Below are 22567 nucleotides of genomic sequence, written 5' to 3'. Positions count from 1 at the left end.
CCCGAGCGCAGCGAGGGATCTCCCGCGGCAGGAGGCTCCGTTCGCAGGAGATCCCTCGCTGCGCTCGGGATGACGGTTGGGCGGCAAAGTTCAACCGCCGAGCAGCTGTTGGGCGTCGTCGAGCGTCACGACGGCATCGTCGAGCAGCCGCGCCGTGGCGGCGTCCTCCCAGCGATGGTCGGGCAGGCTGAAGGGATCGGCGTTGCCCAGGCGATGGTCGATCACCAGACGGGCCAGCAGCAGGCGGCGCGCATCGCCGCCCTGGGCGCCCAGCCGCGCGCCCTCGGCCGCCATCAGCGCCGCGCTGGTGACGTGGTACAGGCTGCTGGCGGCGCGCCGGCAGGAGGCCTCGGCCTCGGGCTGCCGCGCCACGGTCTCGGCGAACGCCATCGCGCGATCGAGCAGCTGCGCGATGCGGCCGCGGAACTGGCCGGGGATCGGCGCATCGGCGAGATCCTTGTGCAGGGCCTCGGCGAGCGCCACCTGCGCCTGCTCGCGGCCGACGGCGCGGCGCACGATGTCGAGCGCGTTGACGCTGCTGGTGCCTTCCCACAGCAGGCCCAGATGCGCATCGCGCACCAGCTTGGCGTTGCCCCAGTCCTCGATGTAGCCATTGCCGCCGCGCATCTCCATGGCGCCGGTCGCCACCGTGACGTTGTCGCGGCAGGCGCGGTACTTCAGCAGCGGCGTCAGGATGCGCAGCTGGGCCTCGTCGCCGCGCGTCATGGCCACGGCCGCCGCCACCGCCACCGACAGCGCCTGCTCGGTTGGCAGCATCAGCTTCAGCAGCTGGCGGCGCGCCATCGGATGCTCGATCACCCGGCGGCCGAACGTGCTGCGGTGGCGCGCCACCTGCAGCGCCTCGTTGAGGCAGCGGCGCATCATGCCGGCGGCGCGGAAGCCGTGCGACAGGCGCGACAGGTTCACCTGGTCCATCATCTGCTTGAGGCCGCGGTTGGGCGTGCCCAGCAGGTAGGCGACGGCGCCCTCCATGATGGTCTCGCCGGCCGCCATCGAGCGCGAGCCCAGCTTGTCCTTCAGGCGCACGATGCGATAGCGGTTGCGGCTGCCATCATCCAGCCGCCGCGGCATGGCGAACAGCGACAGGCCGGCATTGCCCGCCGGCGCGCCCTCGCAGCGCGCCAGCAGCAGCACCACGTCGTGATCGACGCAGGAGCAGAACCACTTGTCGCCCCACAGCTCCCAGTGGTCGCCGGCCGGCTTCGCGGTCAGCGCGTTGCCCGAGACGTCCGAGCCGCCGGCCTTCTCGGTCATGAACTGCGCGCCCTTCAGCAGCGTGTCCATGTCCTGCGTGGTCATGCCCGGCAGGAAGCGGCGCTTCACCGCCGCGTCGCCGTACTTGCTGATCAGCACGGTCGAGGTGTCGGTGACCGAGAGCGGGCAGAGCAGGGCGAACTCGGCCTGCGCGAACAGGTACTGGAAGGCGTACTTCACCAGCGGAGTCACGGGCGTCGGCCAGCCCAGCACCGGCTTGTGCGACATCGCATGCAGGCCCAGCTCGCCGAAGCCGATCTTCTCCATCTCGCAATAGGCCGGGTGGTACTCCACCCAGTCCTCGTCGCGGCCGAAGCGGTCGCGGTAGTGCAGGATCGGCGTGCGCTTGTCGGCCTGCATCGCCAGCTCGTCCAGCTTGCCGCCGGCCAGGCCGCCCAGCCGCTCCAGATGCGGCGCGAAATGCTGCAGGGCCGCCGGCTCGACATGCAGCGCCAGCAGGTCGCGCAGGGCGCGGTCGACGGACCAGAAATTGAGGCCGCGGCAATCCGGCGCGATCAGGTCGGAGCCCGATTTCGGCCGCTCGGCAGCCGGCATGGCGATGGCGTTCATGTGCGTTGCCCCTGCTTGGTCCTAATGGATTTTCCCGGCCAGCCATGGCCCATGGATGGCGCCGCGGCAATCGACTATTGCGTTTCCTGAGTTGAGCTGAGATCAATTCGGACATGGCCACCAGGCTGCCGCCGCTCACCGCCTTGCGCGCCTTCGACGCCGCCGCGCGCCGGCTGAACTTCGCGCGCGCGGCCGAGGACCTGGCCGTGACGCCGGGCGCCGTCAGCCGCCAGATCCAGGCGCTGGAGGAAACCCTGGGCGTGCCGCTCTTCGTGCGCGGCAACCGCAGCGTCGAGCTGACGGCGCGCGGGCGCGCCTATGCCCGCGAGGTGCGCGACGCCTTCGACCGCCTGGTGCTGGCCACCGAGCAGGTGCGCGGGCGCGACCGGCACGGGCCGCTGTCGATCTGCGCCTACCCGACCTTCGCCATGCGCTGGCTGATGCCGCGCTGGCGGCGTTTCCACGACATGCATCCCGGGATCGACCTGCAGCTCACCACATCGCTGGCGCCAGTCGACATGGCGCGCGACGGCTTCGACGCCACGGTGCGCATCGGCGACGGCAGCTGGCCGGGCCATGGCGCGGTCTGGCTGGCGCCGGTCGAGGTGTTCCCGGTCTGCAGCCCGCTGCTTGCCGCCCGCCTGCGCCAGCCGGCCGACCTGCGCCGCCACGTGCTGATCCACAACGACCCGCGGCCGGACGACTGGCCGCGCTGGCTGAAGGCCGTCGGCGTCAGCGGCATCGATGCCGCGCGCGGCCCGCGCTTCGAGACCATGAGCCTGGCCTTCCAGGCCGCGATCGAAGGCGTCGGCGTGGCGATGGGCGTGGGCTGCCTGGTGGCCGAGGACCTGGCGTCAGGAAGGCTGGTGCGGCCGCTGTCCTTCACCCATCGCAGCCGGCGCGAGTTCCACCTGGTCTATCCGCTGTCGCGGCAATCCGATCCGCGGCTGGCGGCGTTCCGCGCCTTCCTGGCGGCCGAGGCGGAGATGCCCGCAGCTTGACGCGCGGCGGCGTGTGCCGGACCGCGCGCCTCCCGGCGCGCTCATGGCCTCACCGCGACCAGACGAAGAGCGCGGCAGGAGCCGCGCAGTCCTACGACGGACGCCAGGCGCCGTCCTTGAACGTCAGCCGCAGCGTCTTGCGCTGCCGCGTCTTGCTGTTGATCTCGGTGACGACGATGGCCTGGCTGTCGGGCGCCCAGGCGACGTCGTAGGTCAGGCCGTCGTCCTGGCTGGGCTCCCATGCCACGGTCTCCGGCATGGCGCGCGCTGCCGTGATGCGCACCACCTCCAGCGTGCGGCCGATCATCTGCGAGTCGTGCCACGACAGCGCCCGGCCGCGGTCGGGCGACACCACCGGCGGCTCCAGCATCTCGGTGAGGGTGCCGGTGGCGGCCGAGATCAGGTAGCGGTGGCTCTCCTCGTATTCATCGACGCGCACCACGTAGTAGCCGATCGCGGGCAGGAAGGCCTCGAACAGGTGGACATGGCGGGCCTCGCTGCCCAGGCTGCCGTAGTCGAACAGCTTCAGGACCTTGTCGTTGCCGATCGCCAGCATCAGGACCGGTCCGCGGCGCCCGACGCGCTGCACCGGCTGCGGCGGCCGTCCGCTCGTGGCCGGCAGCGGCGGCACGGCGCCCAGGCGCTGGGCTTCTTCCGTCCAGCCGTGGTCGGGCCTGATCGGCGCCATGATCTCGTTGCCCTTGACCGCCGCCGCCAGCGACTGCGGCGATGACCAGCCGCCCGGGTTGCCCTCGTCGATCAGGACGTTGTGGCCGGCGCCGAACGGCGGCGTGTAGGGCGGCGCCGGCTGTGCCGCGGCGATCGCGGGCAGGCAGAGGCCGGCAAGGACGAGGATCGCCGCGAGGCGGCGCGGCACGGGATGGGCGCGGGACATCGGCTCCTGTTGACACGGTTGCGGCACGGTGTCTGTGCCGCACATTACCGCAGCTCTCGCCATCGCGCTGCGTCATCCCGTAGTCTGCAGGCAATAGCACCGGAGGAAGCGCATGGACCTGAAAGGGATGGTCGCCGTGGTCACCGGCGGCAATGGCGGGCTGGGCCAGCGGATCTGCCACGCGCTTGCGGCACAGGGTTGCCACATCGCCGTGGTCTATGCCCGCAGCAGGGATCAGGCCGAAAGTGTCGCGCGCGACCTCGAGCAGCACCAGGTCGCCGCTGCCGCCTTCGCCTGCGACGTCACGAAGCGCGAGGCGGTGGCGGGCATGGTCGACGACGTCGTCAGGCGCTTCGGCCGCCTCGACATCCTCGTCAACGATGCCGCCTACAACAAGTCGATACCGTTTGCCGACCTCGACGGCCTGACCGACGAGGAATGGACCCGGATCATCGACGTCAACCTCACCGGCCCGATGCTGTGCATCAAGGCCGTGTCGCCGGTGATGAAGCGCCAGGGCATCGGGCGCATCGTCAACATCGCCTCGGTCGCGGGGCTGGGCCCCACGGGCTCCTCGATCGCCTATGCCGTCTCCAAGGCCGGCCTGATCCACCTCACCAAATGCATGGCGGTGGCGCTGGCGCCCGAGGTGCTGGTGAACTGCGTCGCGCCCGGCCTGCTGGAGGGCACGCGCGCCACGGCCAACCTGCTTCCCGAGCAGATCGCCAAGGCCACCAGCACGTCGCTGCTGGGCAAGGCCGCCGACAAGGACGACGTCGCCGACCAGGTGGTCACGATGTGCCGCACCACGACGATGACCGGCCAGACCGTGGTGATCGATTCCGGCCGCACCTTCCACTGACGGCCGGCGCCCGTCGCCGCTCAGCGTGCCTTGCCGGCCAGCGGCCCGTCGCGCCGGATCAGCGCTGCGATGCGCGTGTAGGGCAGGGATACCGTATAGGGCCCGGACGCATACGGGCCGACCTCGTAGACGTTGAACTCGATGTCGATCGCATCGCCGCGCGCCGCCCACCTGGCGTCGTGGCGCAGCAGCTTGCGCAGCCTGGCCGGCTCCAGCGCCGCGTCGAAGCCGGGCTGCTCGTGGAACTGCCGGCGCAGGTCGGCCTGCACCATCGGCAGGATCTTGTCCTCGAATCCGGCGACGAAGAGGTCCCTGGGCGTCACCAGCCGGCCGGTCCGGAGGTCGACGATGGTCACGGCGAGGCCGCCGACGGGATGCGCGCCGCCGAGATAGACGTTGCCGGCGCTGATGACGCTCACCAGACGGGGCGTGGCGAAGACCAGGCTGTAGTCGAGCTCGCGGCTCCAGCGCTGCGTCTGGCCGGGGATGACATCGCCGGCATCGGGCTTTTCGAACATCGCGTCCGCCGCCGCCGAAAGCCGCTTGTTGACCTGGCGGTAGTCGACGCCGGGACGCTCGAAGCGCGGGTAGATGGCGGAGAAGGCGTAGCGGATGCCGGGCACCGCGCCGCTTTCGGTGCGCGCATGCTCGGCGATGTAGGGATAGTCGGCGCCCGCCGGCAGGGCGCGCAGCCACGCCGTGCGCCGGTGCGTGCGCGCCAGGATGCATTCCTGGCGGTCCAGCGGATTGTCGCCGGTGACGCTGCCCACGGTCTGCGTGCTGCAGATGCGGTTGTGCGCGGCGCGCCATGCCTCCTGCTCGGTGCGCAGGTGGTTGCGGGCGGGCCCTTGCAGCGACTGGGCCAGCTCGTCATAGGCCGCTGCCAGCGCCTTCTCCGCGGCGGCCATGAGGCTCTGCGCGCAGGCAGCCTTCGCCACCGCCGTCGCCGGCTGGTCGCAATCGGCCGGCGCGGGCGCCTGCGCCTGCACCTGCACCGGGGCTATGGCCGCCGCCAGGGCCAGCGCCAGCACCATGGACCGACAGGCATTCGACCGCATCACGCGTGCATCCTTGAGGACATTAGATTACCACGAACACATTGAGTGTGTGGTCGCTCATTTTGTCGCAATTAAGACATGCCGTAACTGTCATCCCGAGCGCAGCGAGGGATCTCCCGCGAATGGCGCACCGTGCGTCTCTCGCAGGAGATCCCTCGCTGCGCTCGGGATGACGGGTCTGTCAGCGACCAGCGATTCCGGGTACTGGATCGGACCTGGACCGTGCGGGCTGACCGCAGCGGGATGGCCGGCGCGCATGGCGGGCCGGGTCGCTGCATTCCCGCTGCCGGCCTACGGCTTGCGCGCGATCGTGGCGATCAGGGTCTGGCGGTCGATCGCCGTCAGGAAGTTGCCGGGCTTGACCCGAGGCAGCATGGCGCGCGCCGTGGCATCCATCACGTCGAAGGTGCGAACCTCGCCACCGGCCGCGTTCACGAGCGTGATCGTGTTGGCTTGGGTGTTGGTGCTGACGACCGTGTAGTTGGCGAGGCTCTGCCGCATCAGGCCGGCCGCCGGCAGCTGGCCCTTGGCGGCGCGGGCGGACACCACCACCTCGCCGGCGCCTGGGACCTTCGTGCCCGGCTCCGAGAGGACGAAGCTCGTTCGCTCCTCGTACGTGACCACGGCAATGTCGCCGGCCTTCACTTGCTCAAGGTTCTGAACCCGATCGCCGACCTTGCCCGTGACGGTGCGTCCGTCGGCGGTCACTATGGTGACGACGCGGGTCGCTGGATCGACAGCGGTCACCTTGGCCTCGCCGCTTGACGAGGTCACCGTCGCTATGCCCGCGACCGGCGCCTGTGCCCAGGCGCCATCGAGCGCTGCCAGGGCCAGGGCAAGAGCCGCTATGGTCGCGTATCGCTTCGCAAGACTGGTCATCGCATCCTCCGCCGTTACGATGACGGCGGGCAAGTATGGCCGGACAGAGGACGACCTCTATCCGAAATGCGAACCGGCCGGGCTCGGCGATGCTGCCGGCGTGAGCCGGATCGTCGTCACTGCCGCCAGCGCCGCGCCCGGGCCTGCTGAGGCGATTCGCCGAACATGCGGCAATAGTCGGTGGCGAAATGCCCCATGTGCCAGAGCCCGTGACGTCGCGCGATTTCGCTGATCTTTTCCGTCTTCGGCGGCTGCGACATCAAGGCCCGCCAGACGGCGTTGAGGCGCAGCACCCTGAGGTATTGCTTTGGCCCCAATCCATAGGTGCTGCTAAATGCGTACTCGACCGAACGCTGGCTCGCCCGCGCCGCAAGGCAGATGTCATGGAGGCTGAGCGGGTCGCCCAGCCGCGCCCGCATGAATTCCTCGGCGCGTCGCACGATCGGGAGGCGCTGAAGGATCGGCACGCGATAGGTGGTCTCTGTTGCGCGGTGCCACGGCGAGAGCAGGGTGCTCACCAGCAGGTCGGTGATATCGTTGGCTGCCAGGCGCCTGTCGTGCTCGCTCTCGAGACACATCGCGGCGTCGATGAGCCGGCTCAGCGCCGCGACCCTCGACGAGCACCCCGAGAGAACCAGCGGTGAGACCCCGCGCGTCACTCTGTCCGACCCGGGCGCCCGGGCCGCCAACGCCGCCGTGACAGTGTCGATAGGCATCACGAAGCTGATGCCACGGCGCTGCTGGTCCACGATCCCGGTGAGCTCGAGTCCTGCGAAGCCGGCGAGAATATCGCTGTTGCCAAGCTCCATGCCGCCGATTCGCCTGCGTCCGTGCGGGCCCGAGTGGATCTGCATGAGCGCCGTCCCTGGCGGCAGGCCGGTGCGGACACCATAGCTGCCGGTCACGCTCGACGCCCAGACACGAAGGTCTCCGAGCTGGTCGGATGCTGTCCAGCTGTCGCCCGTCTCGGCCTTGAGCTGCACGACATCCATGCCCCAGGCTCTGTACGCAGCGGCGAGCTCGTCGCAATCGCGAAAATACGTTCGCGGAAAGCCAACGCGCTCATGCTGTCGCGCTAGCGGCTCTTCCATGGAAGTGTCCCCCCGCCATATCCTTGGCGTTTGCTACAGCGCAGCACGGACGGAAGGACACCACTATCCGGAATGCGAACCTGCAAGCTGATCGCTGACCGGCCGGCTTCCAATGAACGTTCGGACTGGCCTGGGCGCACCGGCCTTTCATTGTCGCTGCCTGCTCATGGTCCTGCGATGGCCGAGCGGGCCGCGCGCAATGTATCGGATGGACGCTCGCCAAACAGGCGTTTGTACTGGGCGCCGAATCGGCTCAGGTTCCCGAACTTGTAGTCGAACGCAATCTCCGTGATCGAGCCGAAGCCAGCCGTCTTGTCCGTAGACGGTGGCGCGCCCGGCTGATCGGACGGAACAGCGGCCGACATCAGTCGACCGGCGCGGCCTTCAACACCCCATCGATCACATCCGGGATCTCGCCATCTTCCAGCTTCCGCAGCTCCTTGAGGACGGCCACGATGATCGGGGTGATCCGCAGCTCCGTGTCGAAGACGGCAAAGACGTCATGGCTGTCCTCATCGGCCGGGACCATGAAACCGTCGAGATCCGCGAAGTGGCCCGGCTGGGCGCCGGCGTCATACTGGCGCTGGACCTCCCTCACCAGGGCGTTGCGGAGCGCCTGGAGAATGGGCGGTTCCGTTGCCACGGGGCGACGAGCACCGCCGGCTCTTCGGGTTCCCCGGGTCATCGCTGGCTATTCCCCGTAGGACGGAAATGACCGCGCGAGCCCAGGTCCGGCACGTTGGGGCGGCGGAGCGAGCTGTTCTGCCGGTGGATGCCGTAGTCGGCCTGAGCCCGGACCGGGGGCCGCCGGTCGGCCAGCGCCGGGTTCACCGTCTCGTCGATCTGGCGCAGCTGCGCGCGCTGCCCCAGCAGGTCGGGATTGGTGTTGTAGGTCGACATGAGCGCATCGATCAGGGTCTGGCCCCAGGCGCCCTGCGGCGGCAGGGCCGCCGCCGCCGTCAGCAGCCACGCTGCCAGGCGACGGGCGTTCCGGGAAACGTCAGCATGCGAACGCATCGAGGCCCCCCCTTTGCCCCGGCCACCGATTGAGGCTTGCAGCGCCGAGGCTATCACCGAACCTCGGCCTGACGGGACGGTGATCGGGTAGAGCACTCTACAAAGTGCAAATTTCGGGGTCCTGAAGCGCGTCTTCAGGCTCGATCGATCGCCTGGCGGGAAAGCGGCAAGCGCCGTCCCTGTGGTTTTCGAACCATCACGCGGACTGAAACCGCGGCATTTGTGGCGACTCGCTATGAGGCGTGGGCAGGCACGCCGCTCAATGCATCGAGCGCCGCGGCCCGGTAGGACGCATCTTGGTGGCGATCTCCTCGACGACCGCGGGCAGCTGCGCCGCGAGCTGGCGCGCCAGGGCCAGGGGCAGCACCAGGGCCGTCGACAGGTTGTCGTTGTCGGTGGCGCTGAAGATGACGCCGCCGCGGTGCCGCCACGACGTGCTGACCGCGATCGACTTCACGTCGATCGGCCGGACCAGGGTGTGGTCGGCGCCCATGACGACCGACGGCTCGGCCTGCAGGTCGGCTGCCTTCGCGGCCGCCCGGCGCATCATGTCGATGGTCTTGTCGACCTGCTCCACGTCGAGCAGGAAATTGTGCGCGTTGCCGCCGGGCAGCTTGAAATGCAGCCAGATGTAGCGGCCGTCGGGCGTGCAGCCCGACTCCGTGACGTCGAGGATCGGCACGCCTTTGATCGGGGTCTCTGCCATGATGGCCTCCCGCGCAGGAAGAGGGGGCATGAAAGGGCGCGGCCTTCCATGGAACGTGGGTAGTCCTGCCCGACTCTGCCACCGGCGCGGCCGGGCCGATAGGGCCGCCGGTCGATGGCAGGTGCCCACCCGGCGGGTACGTATAGGTGATCGCAAGGGCGGGGTGACGGAGCGCGTCGTCACGACGGGCGCGGCTTTGGCTTGCGCCGTGGCGCCGCCCGTTGCCGCTTGGCCGCGACGCGGCGCGCCGCCGCCAGCGCGGCGCGCGCCCACAGGACAAGCTCGTCGGGCTCGTCGATCAGCCGCTCCGGCACGCGCCAGAACGCGAGGTCTATGGTGCTGCCCTTCTTCTCGTAGTTGAGGGGCGGCGCGGACTCGGCCTCCTTGAACGTCGCGCGGTTATGCGCGTCGACGCGGACATAGAACGTGTCCTCTGTCACCATCCCGAGCATCACGCCGTCGCAGAACACGCCCGTCTTGCCGAACATGCGCCGCATGGTGACGCGGCCGAGCGGCGCGAGCTGATCGCGCAGGAACGCAGCGAAGCTGTCGCTGGCTGTCATCGTCGATCCTCGGCGATCATCCAGGGGGCCCGCCGGCGGCGTCGGCCAGTCGGGTCGACCATGCCGCCCGGGTCAAGGTCATCCAGCACACGTCGATCGCATTTCCGTCTGCGACCATCGCCTTGACCCACAAGCCCACCCGGCCAAAGCCCTGGGCCTCGTAGCAGGCGATCGCAGCGACGTTGTCTGTCGCGACACCGAGATCGATACGATCGACGTGATGCGTCTCAAAGGCATGCGTGATCGCGCGCTTTACCAGAAGGCCGCCCAGGCCCTGCCCGCGGGCTTGCGGTGCGATCAGCACACGGGAGAGGCGGCACGACAGGTGAGGCCAGATCATGCTGATCTCGATGTGGCCGACGACGTCGCGCGTCGCGCCGATCGCGGCAAAGATTTCGCGCATGTTGGGCTGTCGCGCGGACTCGACGTACCGGAAAAGCTGCGCCCGATCGAGCGGGAAGCTGAAGAAGGTCCCGCACCACCGCGCAAGCTCGTCGGGCGTCCTCACCCACGAGATCAGGCGATCAAAGTCGCCTTCGCCGAAGGGGCGCAGGGTCATCACGGTGCCGCACGATAGCACGGCGGCACGGCCGAAGCGCCAGGCCATGCGCGCGTTCATGCAATTGCGGTCCGTGGCTTTAGCCCGACGCAGCACCTCGACCGGCTGCGCCTGCCGGGTTCTCGGATGGCGCACGGCGGCGTATGCCGGAACGCGCGCCTCCCGGCGCGCTTATGGCATTGCCGCGACAAGACGAGGAGCGCCGCAGGAGCCGCGCGGTCCGTCCGCTCAATCGTGCGTCTTGCCGGCGGCGCGCAGCAGCAGCTCGCTGGTGAGATGCTGTGAGCTGCCGATGCCGGGCACGCCGACGTTCAGGCCACCGGGCCGCGCCTTGGCCGCGGCGATGAAGTCCTGGATCGTCGCGAAGCCGGAGCGCGGATGGGTGAACACGCCCTGCGGTGCGGAGATGGCGAGTGTGACGGGCGTGAAGGCGGACCGGATGGCGGCGGTGCCGGGCAGCGGCAGCGCTTCGGTGGCGGCGAAGGTGTCGTTGGCCACCGATATGCGTTGGCGTTGCCGCATTGAAGGAGATGACGGGAAGAGCGGCAAATCAGCGATTCCAACGACCGCTGTTGGTTTCTCTCTCAGGTGAAGCGCCGGGGCGCTGCTGGCTGCCGGGACGCCTGCGCGCCCGTGATCAGCCGTGTCTGGCGCGCCGAGACGGGGGCGGCGCCGTTGTTGAACCGGATGCGGTGGATGAAGCGCCACCCGTCGGCGATGCCCGTGTGCTCCTTGATGCGCGCCAGCCAGGGCGTGGCATCGTATTCGCTGGCGACGCAGCCACGGCCCATGATCGACATCGAGCGCGTGGCGGTCGTGCCGTATTCTTCATCGGCATTGACCGGCAGCTTTCGCGCCCGCGCGGCGGCATAGTCGACGTGCTGGAACGAGCCATTGGCATCATAGGCGTCCGGTCCCAGCCAGTGGCCCACTTCATGGGCGGCGACGACCTGCTTGAAAGCAATGTCCTTGAAGTAGTTGGTGCTGAACTTGACGTCCTTGTTGGTGATCATGAAGTGGTGCGACCGCGCGGTATCGTCGTCGTCGAACAACAGCCGGGCCACGTCGATGATGGCGCGGGGGACGACGCCGGTGCCGGAGCGGACGATCTGGATCTCCAGGGAGCACGCGACATGCGCCGCAAGGCCGGGCCGCAGGATGAGCTGCCTGTAATCGTCATCGCTCAGGCCGGCCGGGGCGTCGGCGTCTGGCGGCAGCAGGATGATCTGGTTGTTCCAGCCGCGCTCGGCGGCAAGCTTGAAGTCGGTTTCGAAGGCGCGGAACTCGTCCTTCTTCCAGCTCCGGATCGCATGGATGTTGTCGGAGGTCTGCTTGTCGCTCTCGTCGAAGTTCGCCGAGCCGTAGCGATACCCGTCGCGCGCGGTCCGCCCGCCGGGATCGACCGCCATGAGCATGACCTTGAGCTTCAGGCGCAATTGGGCCGCAACGCCGGGGGCGGCCGGCGTGAACTGCGAATCGAAGCTCCGCCTGAGGATCGTGTTCTTGATCGCCATCAAACACCTCCGACCAGGCTTCGCGATATCCATCGCCGGTAGCGCCTCTACGCCGACTCTCGAGGCGCTGCCGATATGCCGTGCCGTCGAACGACGCTTCGCGGGGCAGGTGACCCTTCCGTGCGCCGCCATGCCGTCCCGTTTGCCAGGCACGTTGTCTCACCAGCTCACTATTTGTGAGCGTTCGTTCATTTTATCCGACGCGTTCGGTCCCGTCAATGTGCGGTACAAGCGACAGCCGCCTTGTCGGGGCAGCGGGAGGGATATATCCGGCGTGCACGGATACCAACGGGGAGAGACCCATGGCAGAGAACGGCCTGGCGGCTGAGGGCGGTTCCGGGTTCTGGCTTCGCAACAAGGACACCGCATGACGGGTCGGTTGATCGTCGCCGGCTGTCTCGTCATGGCAAGCGTCGCGGGCGCTCGCGCCGATTGCCTGTCCGATTTCAGCAACGTCAACAAGATCAACGCCAGCGCTGGCCCCTATGAGATCAGCGGCCGGGTCTTCATTGCGCCGACGGCGACGGCCACCCCGGAGACACCGCAGACCATCACGACCGTGCAGGTCGCGCCGCCGACGTCGTTCCGCGTCAGGATGCGTGCCGTCGATATCATCGTCACCGGCAACACGAAGGGCTGGATCAAGAGCGCAGGCGCGTCATGGGTCGCCATACCGCCGGATAAATTGCCGGAGCTGATGAAGGATGCGCCGTTGCAGGGCTATTTCGCGGCCGGCGGCCTGTCCGATCTGCAGTGCCGCGGCATCCAGGTCGTCGACGGCAAGCCCCGTTTGACCTTCACCTACAATGCCGTGATCGGCGGACGGAAGGCGATGGTGTCCGCCTATTTTGATCCCGACTCACGCCGCCCCGTGGCCGGGGAGAGCGTCATCGATACCGGCGGCACGAAAGCCCGCACCGTGACGAGCTACACGTTCGATCGTGCCATCAGGATCGCGCCGCCGGCGCCGTGAAGCCGGTTCAAGGTGGCCGGCGCATCGCTCAATCGGCGCACGAGGACAATACGTCGTAGCGATGCCAAGGCATCGCCAACACCTTCATCTGCCCGGCCTTCTCCTGGTGCCATGGCATCCGTAGCGGATCGCGTCGATGCGGCGCGCGGATGGTGCACGCGCATTTTCAATGCGATCGAATCGACCCCTGTTGCCGTCCGGCGCGAAGCAAACAACCTCGCGGCCGGTCGTTCAGCATGCAAGCGTTGCGTGTCGTCCGGTTGCTGATGCAGATGCCGGCAACGCATCGTCCTTTGCTTCGCTCGGATGACGATGACGCGAGCCGCGCTTTGACCAGATATTACGCGCTCGGGAATCGAGCGCGCCGATCGCAGCGCCGGCATGGCTTTGACGTGGATCAACGCGGCACCCGCCGACAATTGGTCGTTAGCCGAGATCCACCGCCGCGCCGGACGTCGAGATCGCGTCAGCACGACGGTTGTCGCATTGCCGCATCGGGTGCCGAACCTGGTCGTGGTCAGAAGAAGAGATACTGCAAATCATGGAACTTCCAGTCGACCTGCTGCATTGGTCGCTCGCATCCCTGCCGATTCTCGCCTTGGCCGTCCTGATGGTGAATCTCCGCTGGACGGCGCAGCAGGCCGGCGCTGCGGGCATCTTCATCGCCGCCGCCGTCGCCTTCTTCATCTTCAAGACGCCGATGAGCACGCTTGCCGTCGCCGGCGCCAAGGGCGTGTGGGACGCGATCTTCATTCTCTACGTCATCTGGCCGGCCCTGCTGCTCTACCAGATCATGAACCAGGCGGGAGGCTACGACGCGTTGCGGCGGGGAATCACCCGGATGAGCCGCAACGAGCTGTTCATCATCGTCGCGCTCGGCTGGGTCTTCGCATCGTTCCTTCAGGGCATCGACGGATTCGGCGCGCCGATTGCCGTCGTGGCACCGTTGCTTGTCGCCTTCGGCGTGCGGCCGGTCTACGCCGTGGCCATTCCGATCATCGCGCATATCTGGGCGAAGTTCTTCGGAACGCTCGGCGTCGGCTGGCTCGCCACTCTGCAGGTCGTCGATCTCGACGAGGCCACGATCCTCGCCACCGCCTACCAGTCGGGCCTGCTCATCATCATTCAGGCGGTGCTGGGCGGCTTCACCATCGTCTGGATGTATGGCCGCTGGCCGGCGATCCGTCATGCCTGGCCGCTGGTCCTGATCATCGCCACCATCCAGGGCGTGGGTCAGCTGCTGTCCACGCTGGTCGACCCGGCGCTGGCGGCCTTCCTGCCGGCAACGGCCGCGATGCTCGCGCTGTACCCGCTGTCGCGCTGGCGTCGCTACGCGCAGCCCGCGACGGATATCGTCGATCGCCCGGCGATGCGTGAAAGCCATGCCGACAGCGCCATCGGCAGGACACCGCCGATGGGATCGGCGATGTCGTTCTTTCCCTATGTCCTGCTCACGGTGCTGGCGCTCGGCACGTCGATGATCGAGCCGCTCAAGGCCGTGCTTGCCGGTGTCACCTTTGGCTTGCCGTTTCCGGCAGTCACGACCGGCTATGGCGTCACGAACGCCGCCGTTCCGGTCTATTCGGCCCTGAAGCCGCTGACGCATCCCGGCGCCAGCCTGATCGTCACGGCCGTCGTGACATGGTGCCTCTATCGGGCGCGCGGCTACTACGAGGCGTGGTCGATAACGACCGGGACGAAGCCGGCGGGCGTTCTGCGCGGGCTGCTGGAAAGCGCCGTCCCGGCGTCCGTGCCGATCGTCGCCTTTCTCGTCATGGCGGCCCTGATGAGCCATTCGGGTCAGAACGATACCCTGGCGCTCGGCATCGCCGCCATCGCCCCTGCCTATGCGTTTGCGTTCCTGTCGAACGGCATCGGCATCATCGGCGCCTTCACGACGTCGAGCAGCACCTCGTCGAACGTGCTGTTCTCCGACCTGCAGGTCACGCTGGCGCGGCTCAAGGGACTGCCCGAGGCAACCATTCTGGCGGCCCAGAGCGCCGGCGGCGCGATCGGCAACGCCATCGCGCCAGCCAACGTGGTCATGGGGGCCAGCACCGCCGGCATCAGTGGCCAGGAGGGCGCCATCCTTCGCAAGACGCTTCCCTGGACCCTGTTCGCCTTCCTTCTGACCGGCGTGGCGACCGTCCTGCTGGTCGTGCTCGCGGCATAGCAGGAGAGACAGACATGATTGCCTTGCTCAAGAACCGTCTTGCGTATCTAGGCACGTCGCTGGTGCTGCTGGTGTGCGCATTGCCGCTCATCAGCATCGGAACCACCAGCGGTCCACCTGTCCTCTGGTGGATCGGGCTCGCCGCGCTGTGCGTGGGTGGGCTCATTCCACCCGTGCAGCGGGTCTTCTTCCCGCCCAGGCAACCGCCGGCCTGACGCCTGGCGACGCCAGCGGCATCTCAACCAACGAAAGAAGGTCAGTGATGAGTCATTCCAACGGTCCGCGGACCGGTCGTCCTCCGGTTCTTGCTCCCCGCGGCATGGTGTGCACGCCGCATTATCTTGCCTCGGCCTCCGGCCTCGATGCGCTGCGACGCGGCGGCAGCGCGGTCGATGCCGCGATCGCCGCGAACGCGACACTGTGCGTGGTGTATCCGCACATGGCGGGTCTGGGCGGTGACGGCTTCTGGCTCATTGCCGGGCCGAAGACCGGCGGTGTCCAGGCCCTGGAGGCCAGCGGACCCGCGGCACTGGCGGCGACGCGCGACTACTACCGCGAGCGTGGCTGCACGGATCAGATTCCGGCGCGCGGCCCGCTTGCGGCCCTGACGACCCCCGGCGCCGTCGATGGCTGGCGCCTCGCCCATGAGCGTCATGGACGGCTGCCCTGGGCGAGCCTGTTTGCGGACGCCATCATGTACGCCCGCGACGGCATGGCCGTGAGCCGCTCGCTGGCCGACTGGCTGGCCGCGGACGCGACGATCCTTCGGCAATTCCCGGACATGGCCCGCATCTATCTGCCAGGCGGCAGGCCGCAGCGGGAAGGCGCCCGTCTGATGCAGGCCGGGCTCGCCGATACGTTCGAGCAGCTGGCGGCATCCGGCGCGCGGGCCGCGTTCTATGAAGGTCCGATCGCCCGGCGCATCTGCGATGCGCTTGGTCCCGTGGGCTCGCCGCTGAGGCCGGACGACTTCGCCCGCTATCAGGCGCGGTGGGTGTCGCCGATCGCGACCACCTATCGCGGCCACGAGGTGGTGCAGATGCCGCCGAGCACGCAAGGCTTCGCGGCCCTGCAGATCCTGAACCTGCTCGAAGGCTTCGACGTTGCCGGCTGGGGTGACGGCACGGCGGACTACTACCACCACATGGTGGAGGCCGTGAAGGTTGCCTTCGCGGATCGCGACGAGTGGCTGACGGACCCCGACTTCGTCGACATTCCGCTCAAGACGCTGTTGTCCAAGGACTACGCGGCGCGCCGCCGCAGGCTGATCGATGCCGGGCAGGCGCTGGCGGCTGACCAGATCGAGCCCGGCCTGCGCTACGGCGCCAGGCTCGATCGCCGCGGCCCCGATGGGGACACGGTCTATTTCTGCGCCAGCGACGCCGACGGGCTGGTCGTTTCCATCATCCAGTCGATCTATCACGACTTCGGCGCGGCGGTTGTCGGCGGCGACACCGGCGTCATCATGCAGAACCGCGGCTCCTTCTTCTCGCTCGACGAGACGCACCCGAACCGGCTCGAGCCCGGCAAGCGCACCTTCCACACCATCATCCCCGCCATGATGCTCAAGGACGGCAAGCCGGTTCTTGCCTACGGCACGATGGGGGGCGAAGGCCAGCCGCAGACGCAGGCCGCCATGCTGACCCGCCTGGTCGATTTCGGCTACGACGTGCAGCAGGCGATCGAGGCGCCGCGCTGGCTGATGGGGCGCACCTGGGGCATGGCGTCGCGCGATCTGTGGCTGGAGTCGCGGATCTCCGACGAGACCGCGCGCGAGCTGCGCTTGCGCGGACAGCCGGTGAAGATGGTCGGCCGCTGGGACGGGACGCTGGGCCACGCCCAGGCCATCCGCATCGACCATGCGACCGGCCTGTTCGAAGGCGGCGCCGACCCGCGCGGCGACGGCGCCGCCATGGGCTTCTGAGCACGCCGCCGTCGGACGGTGGCGTCGCGCCAGCGGCGTCACCGTCGGCGGTCCGCCTGTAGATGTGTCAGTATTTCCTTGGACTGGCAGGGTGTTTCCTGGACCGGCGGCCGAGACTTGGCAGAATTTGCCGGGACACGGTGGGATGAACCAATGTTCCTGCCCCGCAGCCGACAGTGCGAGGGGAGGGGTGGCAACCAAGGGAGTACGCCGCCTTCCCCGTAAGAGTTCAACCGCTGCCGGGGCGGGGTCACCCAACCGGGCCGACGATTTCCTGGTTGTCACGGCGATCCACTTAGGCGTCATCCACGAATAACTACATCGAAACTGGTTGGTTCGGTTCGATGATGTAATTCCAGTCGCCATGAAAGTCATGGCGTTTTGAGATTGATCGCTTGCCGGTCGGCGTCCGAGGCTTTGATGCCGACCGGATAGGTGTCGGGATCGAGTTGGCACGCACCGTCAAGCCCGCCCCGGTCGTGGTGGCCGCGATCAGCTCGACGTTTTTCTCGTGTTTGCTGATTGGATTTCTCTGCCGAGCGGGGGAAAATTCTTGAGCGAATGTTGAGATGCCTTCTTCCCAACGCGCATGAAGCCGCATGCGGCGAAGATTTTCTATCTCATCGCCCAAGAACATCCCGTTTGTCAGCCGCGCCGGCGGGCTTCATGATCGCATTGAAGCTGGCCATCCGATGGGCCCAAGCCAGCGCGATCAACACCAGATCCGGGCTCGCGATACGCTGGCAAAGTTTTTCTTCCGCATCCGTGACACCCACCTTTGCGGCCCCACCGAAGAGGACAAACAGCCATGGCCTACCTGCAAATCACGCTCCAGGCCGCACGGCTCGCGTGTTCGATGCGATCGGCGCGCTGCCGGCGCCCCGATGGATCGGGGAAGGCCGCTGTGTCGGCCTTTCCTTGCTTTCTGGAGAAAATAGGATGCGTTCCTCTGTTCTGATCGTTGGAGGCGGCCTTGCCGGACTGGCCGCGGCTCGCCTGCTTGATCGCGCCCGGATCGGTTTCCAGCTTCTGGAGGCACGAGACCGGCTCGGAGGCCGTATTCTCTCCGTCAATGCCACGGACGGGCCGTCCGCCGACGGATTCGACCTCGGGCCGTCATGGTTCTGGCCCGCCGCGCAGCCCGAGCTGGCGGAACTTGTGGCAGAGCTCGGGATTCCGATCTTTCCCCAAGCCAGCGACGGCGACATCGTATTTCAGCGAACAGCGCACGAAGCTCCGCGGCGCTATCCCGGCATGCGCCAGGAACCGCCATCGATGCGCATTGTCGGCGGGACCGGCACCCTCATTGCCGCGCTCGCTTCCAGTCTGCCGCAGAGCTGCATTCACCTCAACACGCGGGTGACGCAGGTTGTGCTGGCTGGCAGTGAAGTGGAACTGTGCTTCGCTCGGGGGGATGGACGGACGCAAACTCTTCGCGCCTCACATGTCATCCTCGCGCTGCCGCCACGATTGCTCGAGGCGACCATTGCTTTCACGCCGGCGCTGGGCATGCGAACCGTGCAGCGGTGGCGCAACACCCCCACATGGATGGCGCCGCACGCCAAGGTCTTTGCGCTGTACGAGCGCCCCTTCTGGAGAGAAGCGGGCTTGTCCGGCGCAGCGCAGAGCATGGTCAGCCCGCTCGTCGAAATCCATGACGCAACAACTGCTTCCGGCACACCCGCCTTGTTCGGCTTCGTCGGCGTTTCGGCCGAGCAACGCAAAGCGGCAGGGCGGGACAAGATCATCGCCGCGTCCGTTCGACAGCTTGCTGCATTGTTTGGGCCGGAGGCAGCCCGGCCGGCCGCGACCCTGTTCAAGGACTGGGCTGCCGATCCCCTGACGGCAACAGCCGCCGATCTGATCGCGAGCGGACATCCGGCCCCCGACCTGCGACCCTGGATCGACGGGGAATGGCGCAATCACATTCTGCTCGCAGGCAGCGAAACCAGCACGTCGGAGCCGGGCTATCTCGCTGGCGCTGTCGAGGCGGCACACCGCGCGGCCGGTGAGCTGATCGGGCACCTGAACGAAACCAGAGCAAGCATGGCGACATGACAGGGAGAGACGACCGATGAAACGGACCTACCGAGCCATGCAGGTGACAACACCGGGCATTCTCGATCTGGTCGAGCGTGACGTTCGCGAACCGGGCCGGGGCGAGGTTCTGATCGCGGTCGAGGCGTGCGGGATCTGCGGCGCTGATGCCGGTGACATCGAGGGAGCCGACCCATCCTTGCAGCCGCCCCGCGTGCCTGGCCACGAGGTCGTCGGTCGCATCGTCATGCTCGGCGATGCCGTTCCCTCAATCTGGAAAGTGGGGCAGCGCGTCGGCGTCGGTCGGCTTGGCGGCCATTGCAACGAATGCGTCCAATGCCGCCAGGGCCGCTTCGAGCTGTGCAGGAACCAGCCTTTTGTCGGCGCGTCCTGCGACGGCGGCTACGCCGAAATGATGCTGGCGCGCGGCACCGGGCTCGTTTCGATCCCTGACGAGCTGAACTCGGAAGAGGCGGCTCCCATTCTGTGCGCCGGCATAGCGACGTTCAACGCGCTCAAGAAATGCGGTGCCGAGGCCGGCGACCTGGTCGCCGTGTTCGGCATCGGCGGTCTCGGCCATATGGCCGTTCAGTATGCCCGCAGGATGGGTTTCAAGGTCGTAGCTGTCGGACGCGGCGAGGACATTGCGGAGCTCGCCCTGAAGCTGGGCGCGCACGTCTATATTGACACCAATCGCGAGGCTGCCGCCGAAAGGCTCAACGAGCTGGAGGGCGCCAAGGCCATCATCGTCACAATCGCAAGCGCTTCGGCCGCTTCGCCGCTCCTGAGCGGTCTTGCGCCCGGCGGCCGGTTGGTTCTGCTCGGCGCCGGCAAGGACCCGCTTGCCGTCTCGGGAGGCTTGCTCGTTGGTGGCGAGCGCGGCGTTGTGGGTTCGATCACCGGCTCGCCATACGAAAACGAGAAGACGCTGGACTTCAGCGTGCTCGCCGGCGTGCGTCCGATGATCGAGACCATGCCGCTGGAGAACGCCCCCGAAGCCTACGAGAGAATGAAGTCCGGCGACGTCCAATTCCGGATAGTGTTGACCATGGAGAAAAGCCGCCATGCGCATCAATGACGATCTGACGCAGCCGGCCATCGTCCACGCCGCAAAGCTGGACTGGATCGCGAGTCCGGCCGCGGGTGTGGATCGGCGCATGCTGTTCCGCATTGGCAGCGAGGTCGCGCGCGCCACATCGATCGTGCGCTATGCCCCCGGCAGCGCCTTCCCGCGCCATACCCATGGCGGCGGCGAAGAGATCGTTGTTCTCGATGGCGTCTTCGAGGACGAGCATGGCGCCTATCCTGCGGGCAGCTATTTCCGCAACCCGCCAGGCACGTCGCATATTCCGGCCTCCAAGGACGGCTGCACCATCTTCGTGCGCCTCTGGCAGTTCCGCGCCGGCGATCAGGCGCAGATCGTCCGCCAGCCCGGCGAAGGGGAAAAGGCCGGTCCGCGACCCGGCGCGGCCAGCGCGACCGTGTTGTTCGACGACGGCGACGAAACGGTTCGCCTGGAGGATTGGGGTGCCGGTGCGACCGTCACGGTCGACAACCCGCGCGGGCTGGAATTTCTCGTTCTCTTCGGCGGCATCACCATTGGCCATGAAACCCTCGAACCGCAGAGCTGGGGCCGCCTGCCTGCCAACACCCCTCTAACGGCGAATATCGGCTCGCAGGGCGCGCGCATCTGGATCAAGGACGCCCCTCTGCTGCATGCCGATGTCTGCCAACTGCCCGGATAAGTCAGGACCCGCCGAGATCGGGAGAAGCATCCGCCATGTCTGCAGCTCTCCTGTCGAGAAATGTAACGTCGTGAGCAGCCCAGGAAAAGAGCGGCTGCCATGAGCCTCCTCAAACCTGGGATAGGGCCGAAAGCGTCCTATGGCACCTGTCAAATCCGAACAATACCAGAACATGTGTCAAGTTTTAAAATTAAATCAGGAGGTTAATTTCCTCGTTGCCGGGTGGAACAAAAAGTGTACGTTGGCGCTGCCTCACGGACTTATCAGCATTGCAAGGGCCCGCCGGGCCGGAGATAAACCAAGGAGGTCGGCATGTCGCTGGCGCAGCTCAAGGTGGTTGAGAAGGACGGCATGGACAACAAGAACAAGGCGCTGGACGCGGCGCTGGCCCAGATCGAGCGCGCCTTCGGCAAGGGCTCGATCATGAAGCTGGGGCAGCGCGAGGCTCTGGAGATCGAGGCCATCTCGACCGGCTCGCTGGGGCTCGACATCGCGCTCGGCATCGGCGGCCTGCCCAAGGGCCGCATCGTCGAGATCTACGGCCCGGAAAGCTCGGGCAAGACGACCCTGGCCCTGCATTGCGTGGCCGAGGCGCAGAAGAAGGGCGGCACCTGCGCCTTCATCGACGCCGAGCACGCGATGGACCCGGGCTACGCCAAGAAGCTGGGTGTCGACGTCGACAACCTGCTGATCTCGCAGCCCGATGCCGGCGAGCAGGCGCTGGAGATCGCCGACACGCTGGTGCGCTCGGGCGCCATCGACGTGATGGTGATCGACTCGGTGGCGGCCCTGGTGCCCAAGGCCGAGCTCGAGGGCGAGATGGGCGACTCGCTGCCCGGCCTGCAGGCGCGGCTGATGAGCCAGGCGCTGCGCAAGCTCACGGCCTCGATCTCGCGCTCCAACACGCTGGTGATCTTCATCAACCAGATCCGCATGAAGATCGGCGTGATGTTCGGCAATCCCGAGACCACGACCGGCGGCAATGCGCTGAAGTTCTACGCCTCGGTGCGGCTCGACATCCGCCGCATCGGCGCCATCAAGGATCGCGAGGAGGTGGTGGGCAACCAGACCCGCGTGAAGGTGGTGAAGAACAAGGTGGCGCCGCCGTTCAAGGTGGTCGAGTTCGACATCATGTACGGCGAAGGCATCTCCAAGGTCGGCGAGCTGATCGACCTGGGACAGAAGGCCGGCCTCGTCGAGAAGTCGGGCTCGTGGTTCTCCTATGACGGCCAGCGCATCGGCCAGGGCCGCGAGAACGCCAAGCAGTTCCTGCGCGATCATCCCGAGATGGCGCAGGCCATCGAGACCGCCGTCCGCACCAATGCCGGCATCCTGTCGAACGCGCTGATGGATGCGTCCGGCGGCGAGGGGGACGAGGACGAATAGCACGCTTCAGGGGCGAGGGGCCCTTGCCGGCGGCCATGCCTCAGGGAGGGGCTGGCCGCCGGCGCATCTCGCCCGGCAGCCAGGTCCGGGACGATCCTGACCCCACGATGTCGGTTCCGGACACGCACGGGCGGCGCACCCCACGGCGCCGCCCGTGTCGTTGTTCTCGCTGGATGAAAAGTCTTGTTCCTGATCAAAGAATAGAATATAACGCATCAGGTTCGCGTACCCGCCGCCGGGGCATACGGGCGCTTCGTCGGCTCCACGACACGGAGCACGCTGCCGTCTTCGGCCGGCACCGTTATCTTTTCTATCACCTGTCATCCCGAGCGTAGCGAG

Annotated in this window: 23 protein-coding genes and 1 pseudogene; 10 read left to right on the top strand and 14 right to left on the bottom strand. The window is 67.5% G+C overall.

Features of this window, described 5'->3' with window-relative positions; genetic code table 11:
• Nucleotides 1–90 precede the first annotated feature (90 nt).
• Nucleotides 91–1845, bottom strand: a complete 1755-nt coding sequence (locus tag FHP25_RS01405; protein ID WP_231712168.1) for an acyl-CoA dehydrogenase family protein — start codon at nt 1843–1845, stop codon at nt 91–93.
• Between the two features lie 113 nt (nt 1846–1958).
• Between FHP25_RS01405 and gcvA the strand changes: the two genes are divergently transcribed.
• Nucleotides 1959–2846, top strand: coding sequence for a transcriptional regulator GcvA (gene gcvA / locus FHP25_RS01400; protein ID WP_147845084.1), 888 nt, complete (start codon nt 1959–1961; stop codon nt 2844–2846).
• 91 nt (nt 2847–2937) lie between these two features.
• Here gcvA and FHP25_RS01395 read toward each other — a convergent pair whose 3' ends face one another.
• Entirely contained in the window at nt 2938–3741 is an 804-nt protein-coding gene (locus FHP25_RS01395) for a hypothetical protein (RefSeq protein WP_147845083.1), read from the bottom strand.
• Between the two features lie 112 nt (nt 3742–3853).
• On the opposite strand from FHP25_RS01395, the gene FHP25_RS01390 reads away from it, so the two are divergent.
• Nucleotides 3854–4603, top strand: a complete 750-nt coding sequence (locus FHP25_RS01390) for an SDR family NAD(P)-dependent oxidoreductase (RefSeq protein ID WP_147845082.1) — start codon at nt 3854–3856, stop codon at nt 4601–4603.
• 20 nt (nt 4604–4623) lie between these two features.
• Here FHP25_RS01390 and FHP25_RS01385 read toward each other — a convergent pair whose 3' ends face one another.
• The 10 genes from FHP25_RS01385 to FHP25_RS01335 all read right to left on the bottom strand — a co-directional run bounded on the left by FHP25_RS01385 (nt 4624) and on the right by FHP25_RS01335 (nt 11990).
• Complete coding sequence (locus FHP25_RS01385) at nt 4624–5661, bottom strand: RsiV family protein (protein WP_231712175.1); 1038 nt, start codon at nt 5659–5661, stop codon at nt 4624–4626.
• A 291-nt stretch (nt 5662–5952) separates the two neighbouring features.
• Nucleotides 5953–6540, bottom strand: a complete 588-nt coding sequence (locus FHP25_RS01380; RefSeq protein WP_147845080.1) for a hypothetical protein — start codon at nt 6538–6540, stop codon at nt 5953–5955.
• A gap of 116 nt (nt 6541–6656) precedes the next feature.
• Nucleotides 6657–7532, bottom strand: coding sequence for a helix-turn-helix domain-containing protein (locus FHP25_RS01375; protein WP_178133202.1), 876 nt, complete (start codon nt 7530–7532; stop codon nt 6657–6659).
• 463 nt (nt 7533–7995) lie between these two features.
• The gene (locus tag FHP25_RS01365; RefSeq protein ID WP_147845077.1) at nt 7996–8316 is read right to left on the bottom strand and encodes a hypothetical protein; all 321 of its coding nucleotides are present in this window, start codon (nt 8314–8316) and stop codon (nt 7996–7998) included.
• Nucleotides 8313–8648, bottom strand: a complete 336-nt coding sequence (locus FHP25_RS01360; RefSeq protein WP_147845076.1) for a hypothetical protein — start codon at nt 8646–8648, stop codon at nt 8313–8315. Before FHP25_RS01360 ends, FHP25_RS01365 begins: the two co-directional genes overlap by 4 nt.
• Nucleotides 8649–8907: 259 nt before the next feature.
• Nucleotides 8908–9354 (bottom strand): hypothetical protein, encoded by a 447-nt coding sequence (locus tag FHP25_RS01355; RefSeq protein WP_147845075.1) that lies wholly within the window; start codon nt 9352–9354, stop codon nt 8908–8910.
• 179 nt (nt 9355–9533) lie between these two features.
• A complete protein-coding gene (locus tag FHP25_RS01350; protein WP_147845074.1) occupies nt 9534–9917 on the bottom strand; it encodes a TfoX/Sxy family protein in 384 nt (127 codons plus the stop codon).
• A 16-nt stretch (nt 9918–9933) separates the two neighbouring features.
• Nucleotides 9934–10536 (bottom strand): GNAT family N-acetyltransferase, encoded by a 603-nt coding sequence (locus FHP25_RS01345; RefSeq protein ID WP_147845073.1) that lies wholly within the window; start codon nt 10534–10536, stop codon nt 9934–9936.
• Nucleotides 10537–10704: 168 nt separating this feature from the next.
• Nucleotides 10705–10998 (bottom strand): tripartite tricarboxylate transporter substrate-binding protein, encoded by a 294-nt coding sequence (locus FHP25_RS01340; protein ID WP_147845072.1) that lies wholly within the window; start codon nt 10996–10998, stop codon nt 10705–10707.
• A 62-nt stretch (nt 10999–11060) separates the two neighbouring features.
• On the bottom strand, nt 11061–11990 hold the full coding sequence (locus FHP25_RS01335; protein ID WP_147845071.1) for a hypothetical protein: 930 nt from the start codon (nt 11988–11990) through the stop codon (nt 11061–11063).
• Nucleotides 11991–12357: 367 nt separating this feature from the next.
• On the opposite strand from FHP25_RS01335, the gene FHP25_RS01330 reads away from it, so the two are divergent.
• Nucleotides 12358–12963 (top strand): hypothetical protein, encoded by a 606-nt coding sequence (locus FHP25_RS01330; RefSeq protein WP_178133201.1) that lies wholly within the window; start codon nt 12358–12360, stop codon nt 12961–12963.
• Here the strand turns inward: FHP25_RS01330 and FHP25_RS01325 are convergent.
• A complete protein-coding gene (locus tag FHP25_RS01325) occupies nt 12918–13364 on the bottom strand; it encodes a hypothetical protein (protein ID WP_178133200.1) in 447 nt (148 codons plus the stop codon). The two genes, FHP25_RS01330 and FHP25_RS01325, sit on opposite strands and share 46 nt — an antisense overlap.
• Nucleotides 13365–13504: 140 nt before the next feature.
• Here FHP25_RS01325 and FHP25_RS01320 point away from each other — a divergent pair, with 140 nt between their 5' ends.
• From FHP25_RS01320 to ggt, 3 genes are read left to right on the top strand one after another with little or no spacing between them, the layout of a single operon-like run.
• Nucleotides 13505–15136: an L-lactate permease gene (locus FHP25_RS01320; protein WP_147845068.1), complete on the top strand. Its 1632-nt coding sequence runs from the start codon at nt 13505–13507 to the stop codon at nt 15134–15136.
• Nucleotides 15137–15150: 14 nt separating this feature from the next.
• The gene (locus tag FHP25_RS01315; RefSeq protein ID WP_147845067.1) at nt 15151–15351 is read left to right on the top strand and encodes a hypothetical protein; all 201 of its coding nucleotides are present in this window, start codon (nt 15151–15153) and stop codon (nt 15349–15351) included.
• Between the two features lie 47 nt (nt 15352–15398).
• On the top strand, nt 15399–17060 hold the full coding sequence (gene ggt / locus FHP25_RS01310) for a gamma-glutamyltransferase (RefSeq protein ID WP_147845066.1): 1662 nt from the start codon (nt 15399–15401) through the stop codon (nt 17058–17060).
• Nucleotides 17061–17376: 316 nt separating this feature from the next.
• Here the strand turns inward: ggt and FHP25_RS01305 are convergent.
• Nucleotides 17377–17562 (bottom strand): annotated as a pseudogene (locus tag FHP25_RS01305) (ISAzo13-like element transposase-related protein); the annotation flags it as partial.
• A 437-nt stretch (nt 17563–17999) separates the two neighbouring features.
• On the opposite strand from FHP25_RS01305, the gene FHP25_RS01300 reads away from it, so the two are divergent.
• From FHP25_RS01300 to recA, 4 genes are all read left to right on the top strand, one after another.
• Entirely contained in the window at nt 18000–19118 is a 1119-nt protein-coding gene (locus FHP25_RS01300) for a flavin monoamine oxidase family protein (protein WP_147845165.1), read from the top strand.
• A 16-nt stretch (nt 19119–19134) separates the two neighbouring features.
• Nucleotides 19135–20175: an alcohol dehydrogenase gene (locus tag FHP25_RS01295; RefSeq protein ID WP_147845064.1), complete on the top strand. Its 1041-nt coding sequence runs from the start codon at nt 19135–19137 to the stop codon at nt 20173–20175.
• Nucleotides 20162–20842 carry a cupin domain-containing protein gene (locus FHP25_RS01290; RefSeq protein WP_147845063.1) on the top strand — a complete coding sequence of 227 codons (681 nt, stop codon included), beginning with the start codon at nt 20162–20164 and terminating at the stop codon, nt 20840–20842. The genes FHP25_RS01295 and FHP25_RS01290 overlap by 14 nt, the downstream gene beginning before the upstream one ends.
• 312 nt (nt 20843–21154) lie before the next feature.
• Nucleotides 21155–22228 carry a recombinase RecA gene (recA, locus tag FHP25_RS01285; protein ID WP_147845062.1) on the top strand — a complete coding sequence of 358 codons (1074 nt, stop codon included), beginning with the start codon at nt 21155–21157 and terminating at the stop codon, nt 22226–22228.
• Nucleotides 22229–22567: the final 339 nt, after the last annotated feature.

Origin of the sequence: Vineibacter terrae (assembly GCF_008039615.1) — a bacterium.
Taxonomy (GTDB): Bacteria; Pseudomonadota; Alphaproteobacteria; order Reyranellales; family Reyranellaceae; genus Vineibacter; species Vineibacter terrae.
The sequence above is the reverse complement of the archived record's forward strand: the minus strand, read 5'-3'. Positions and strand labels throughout refer to the sequence as shown.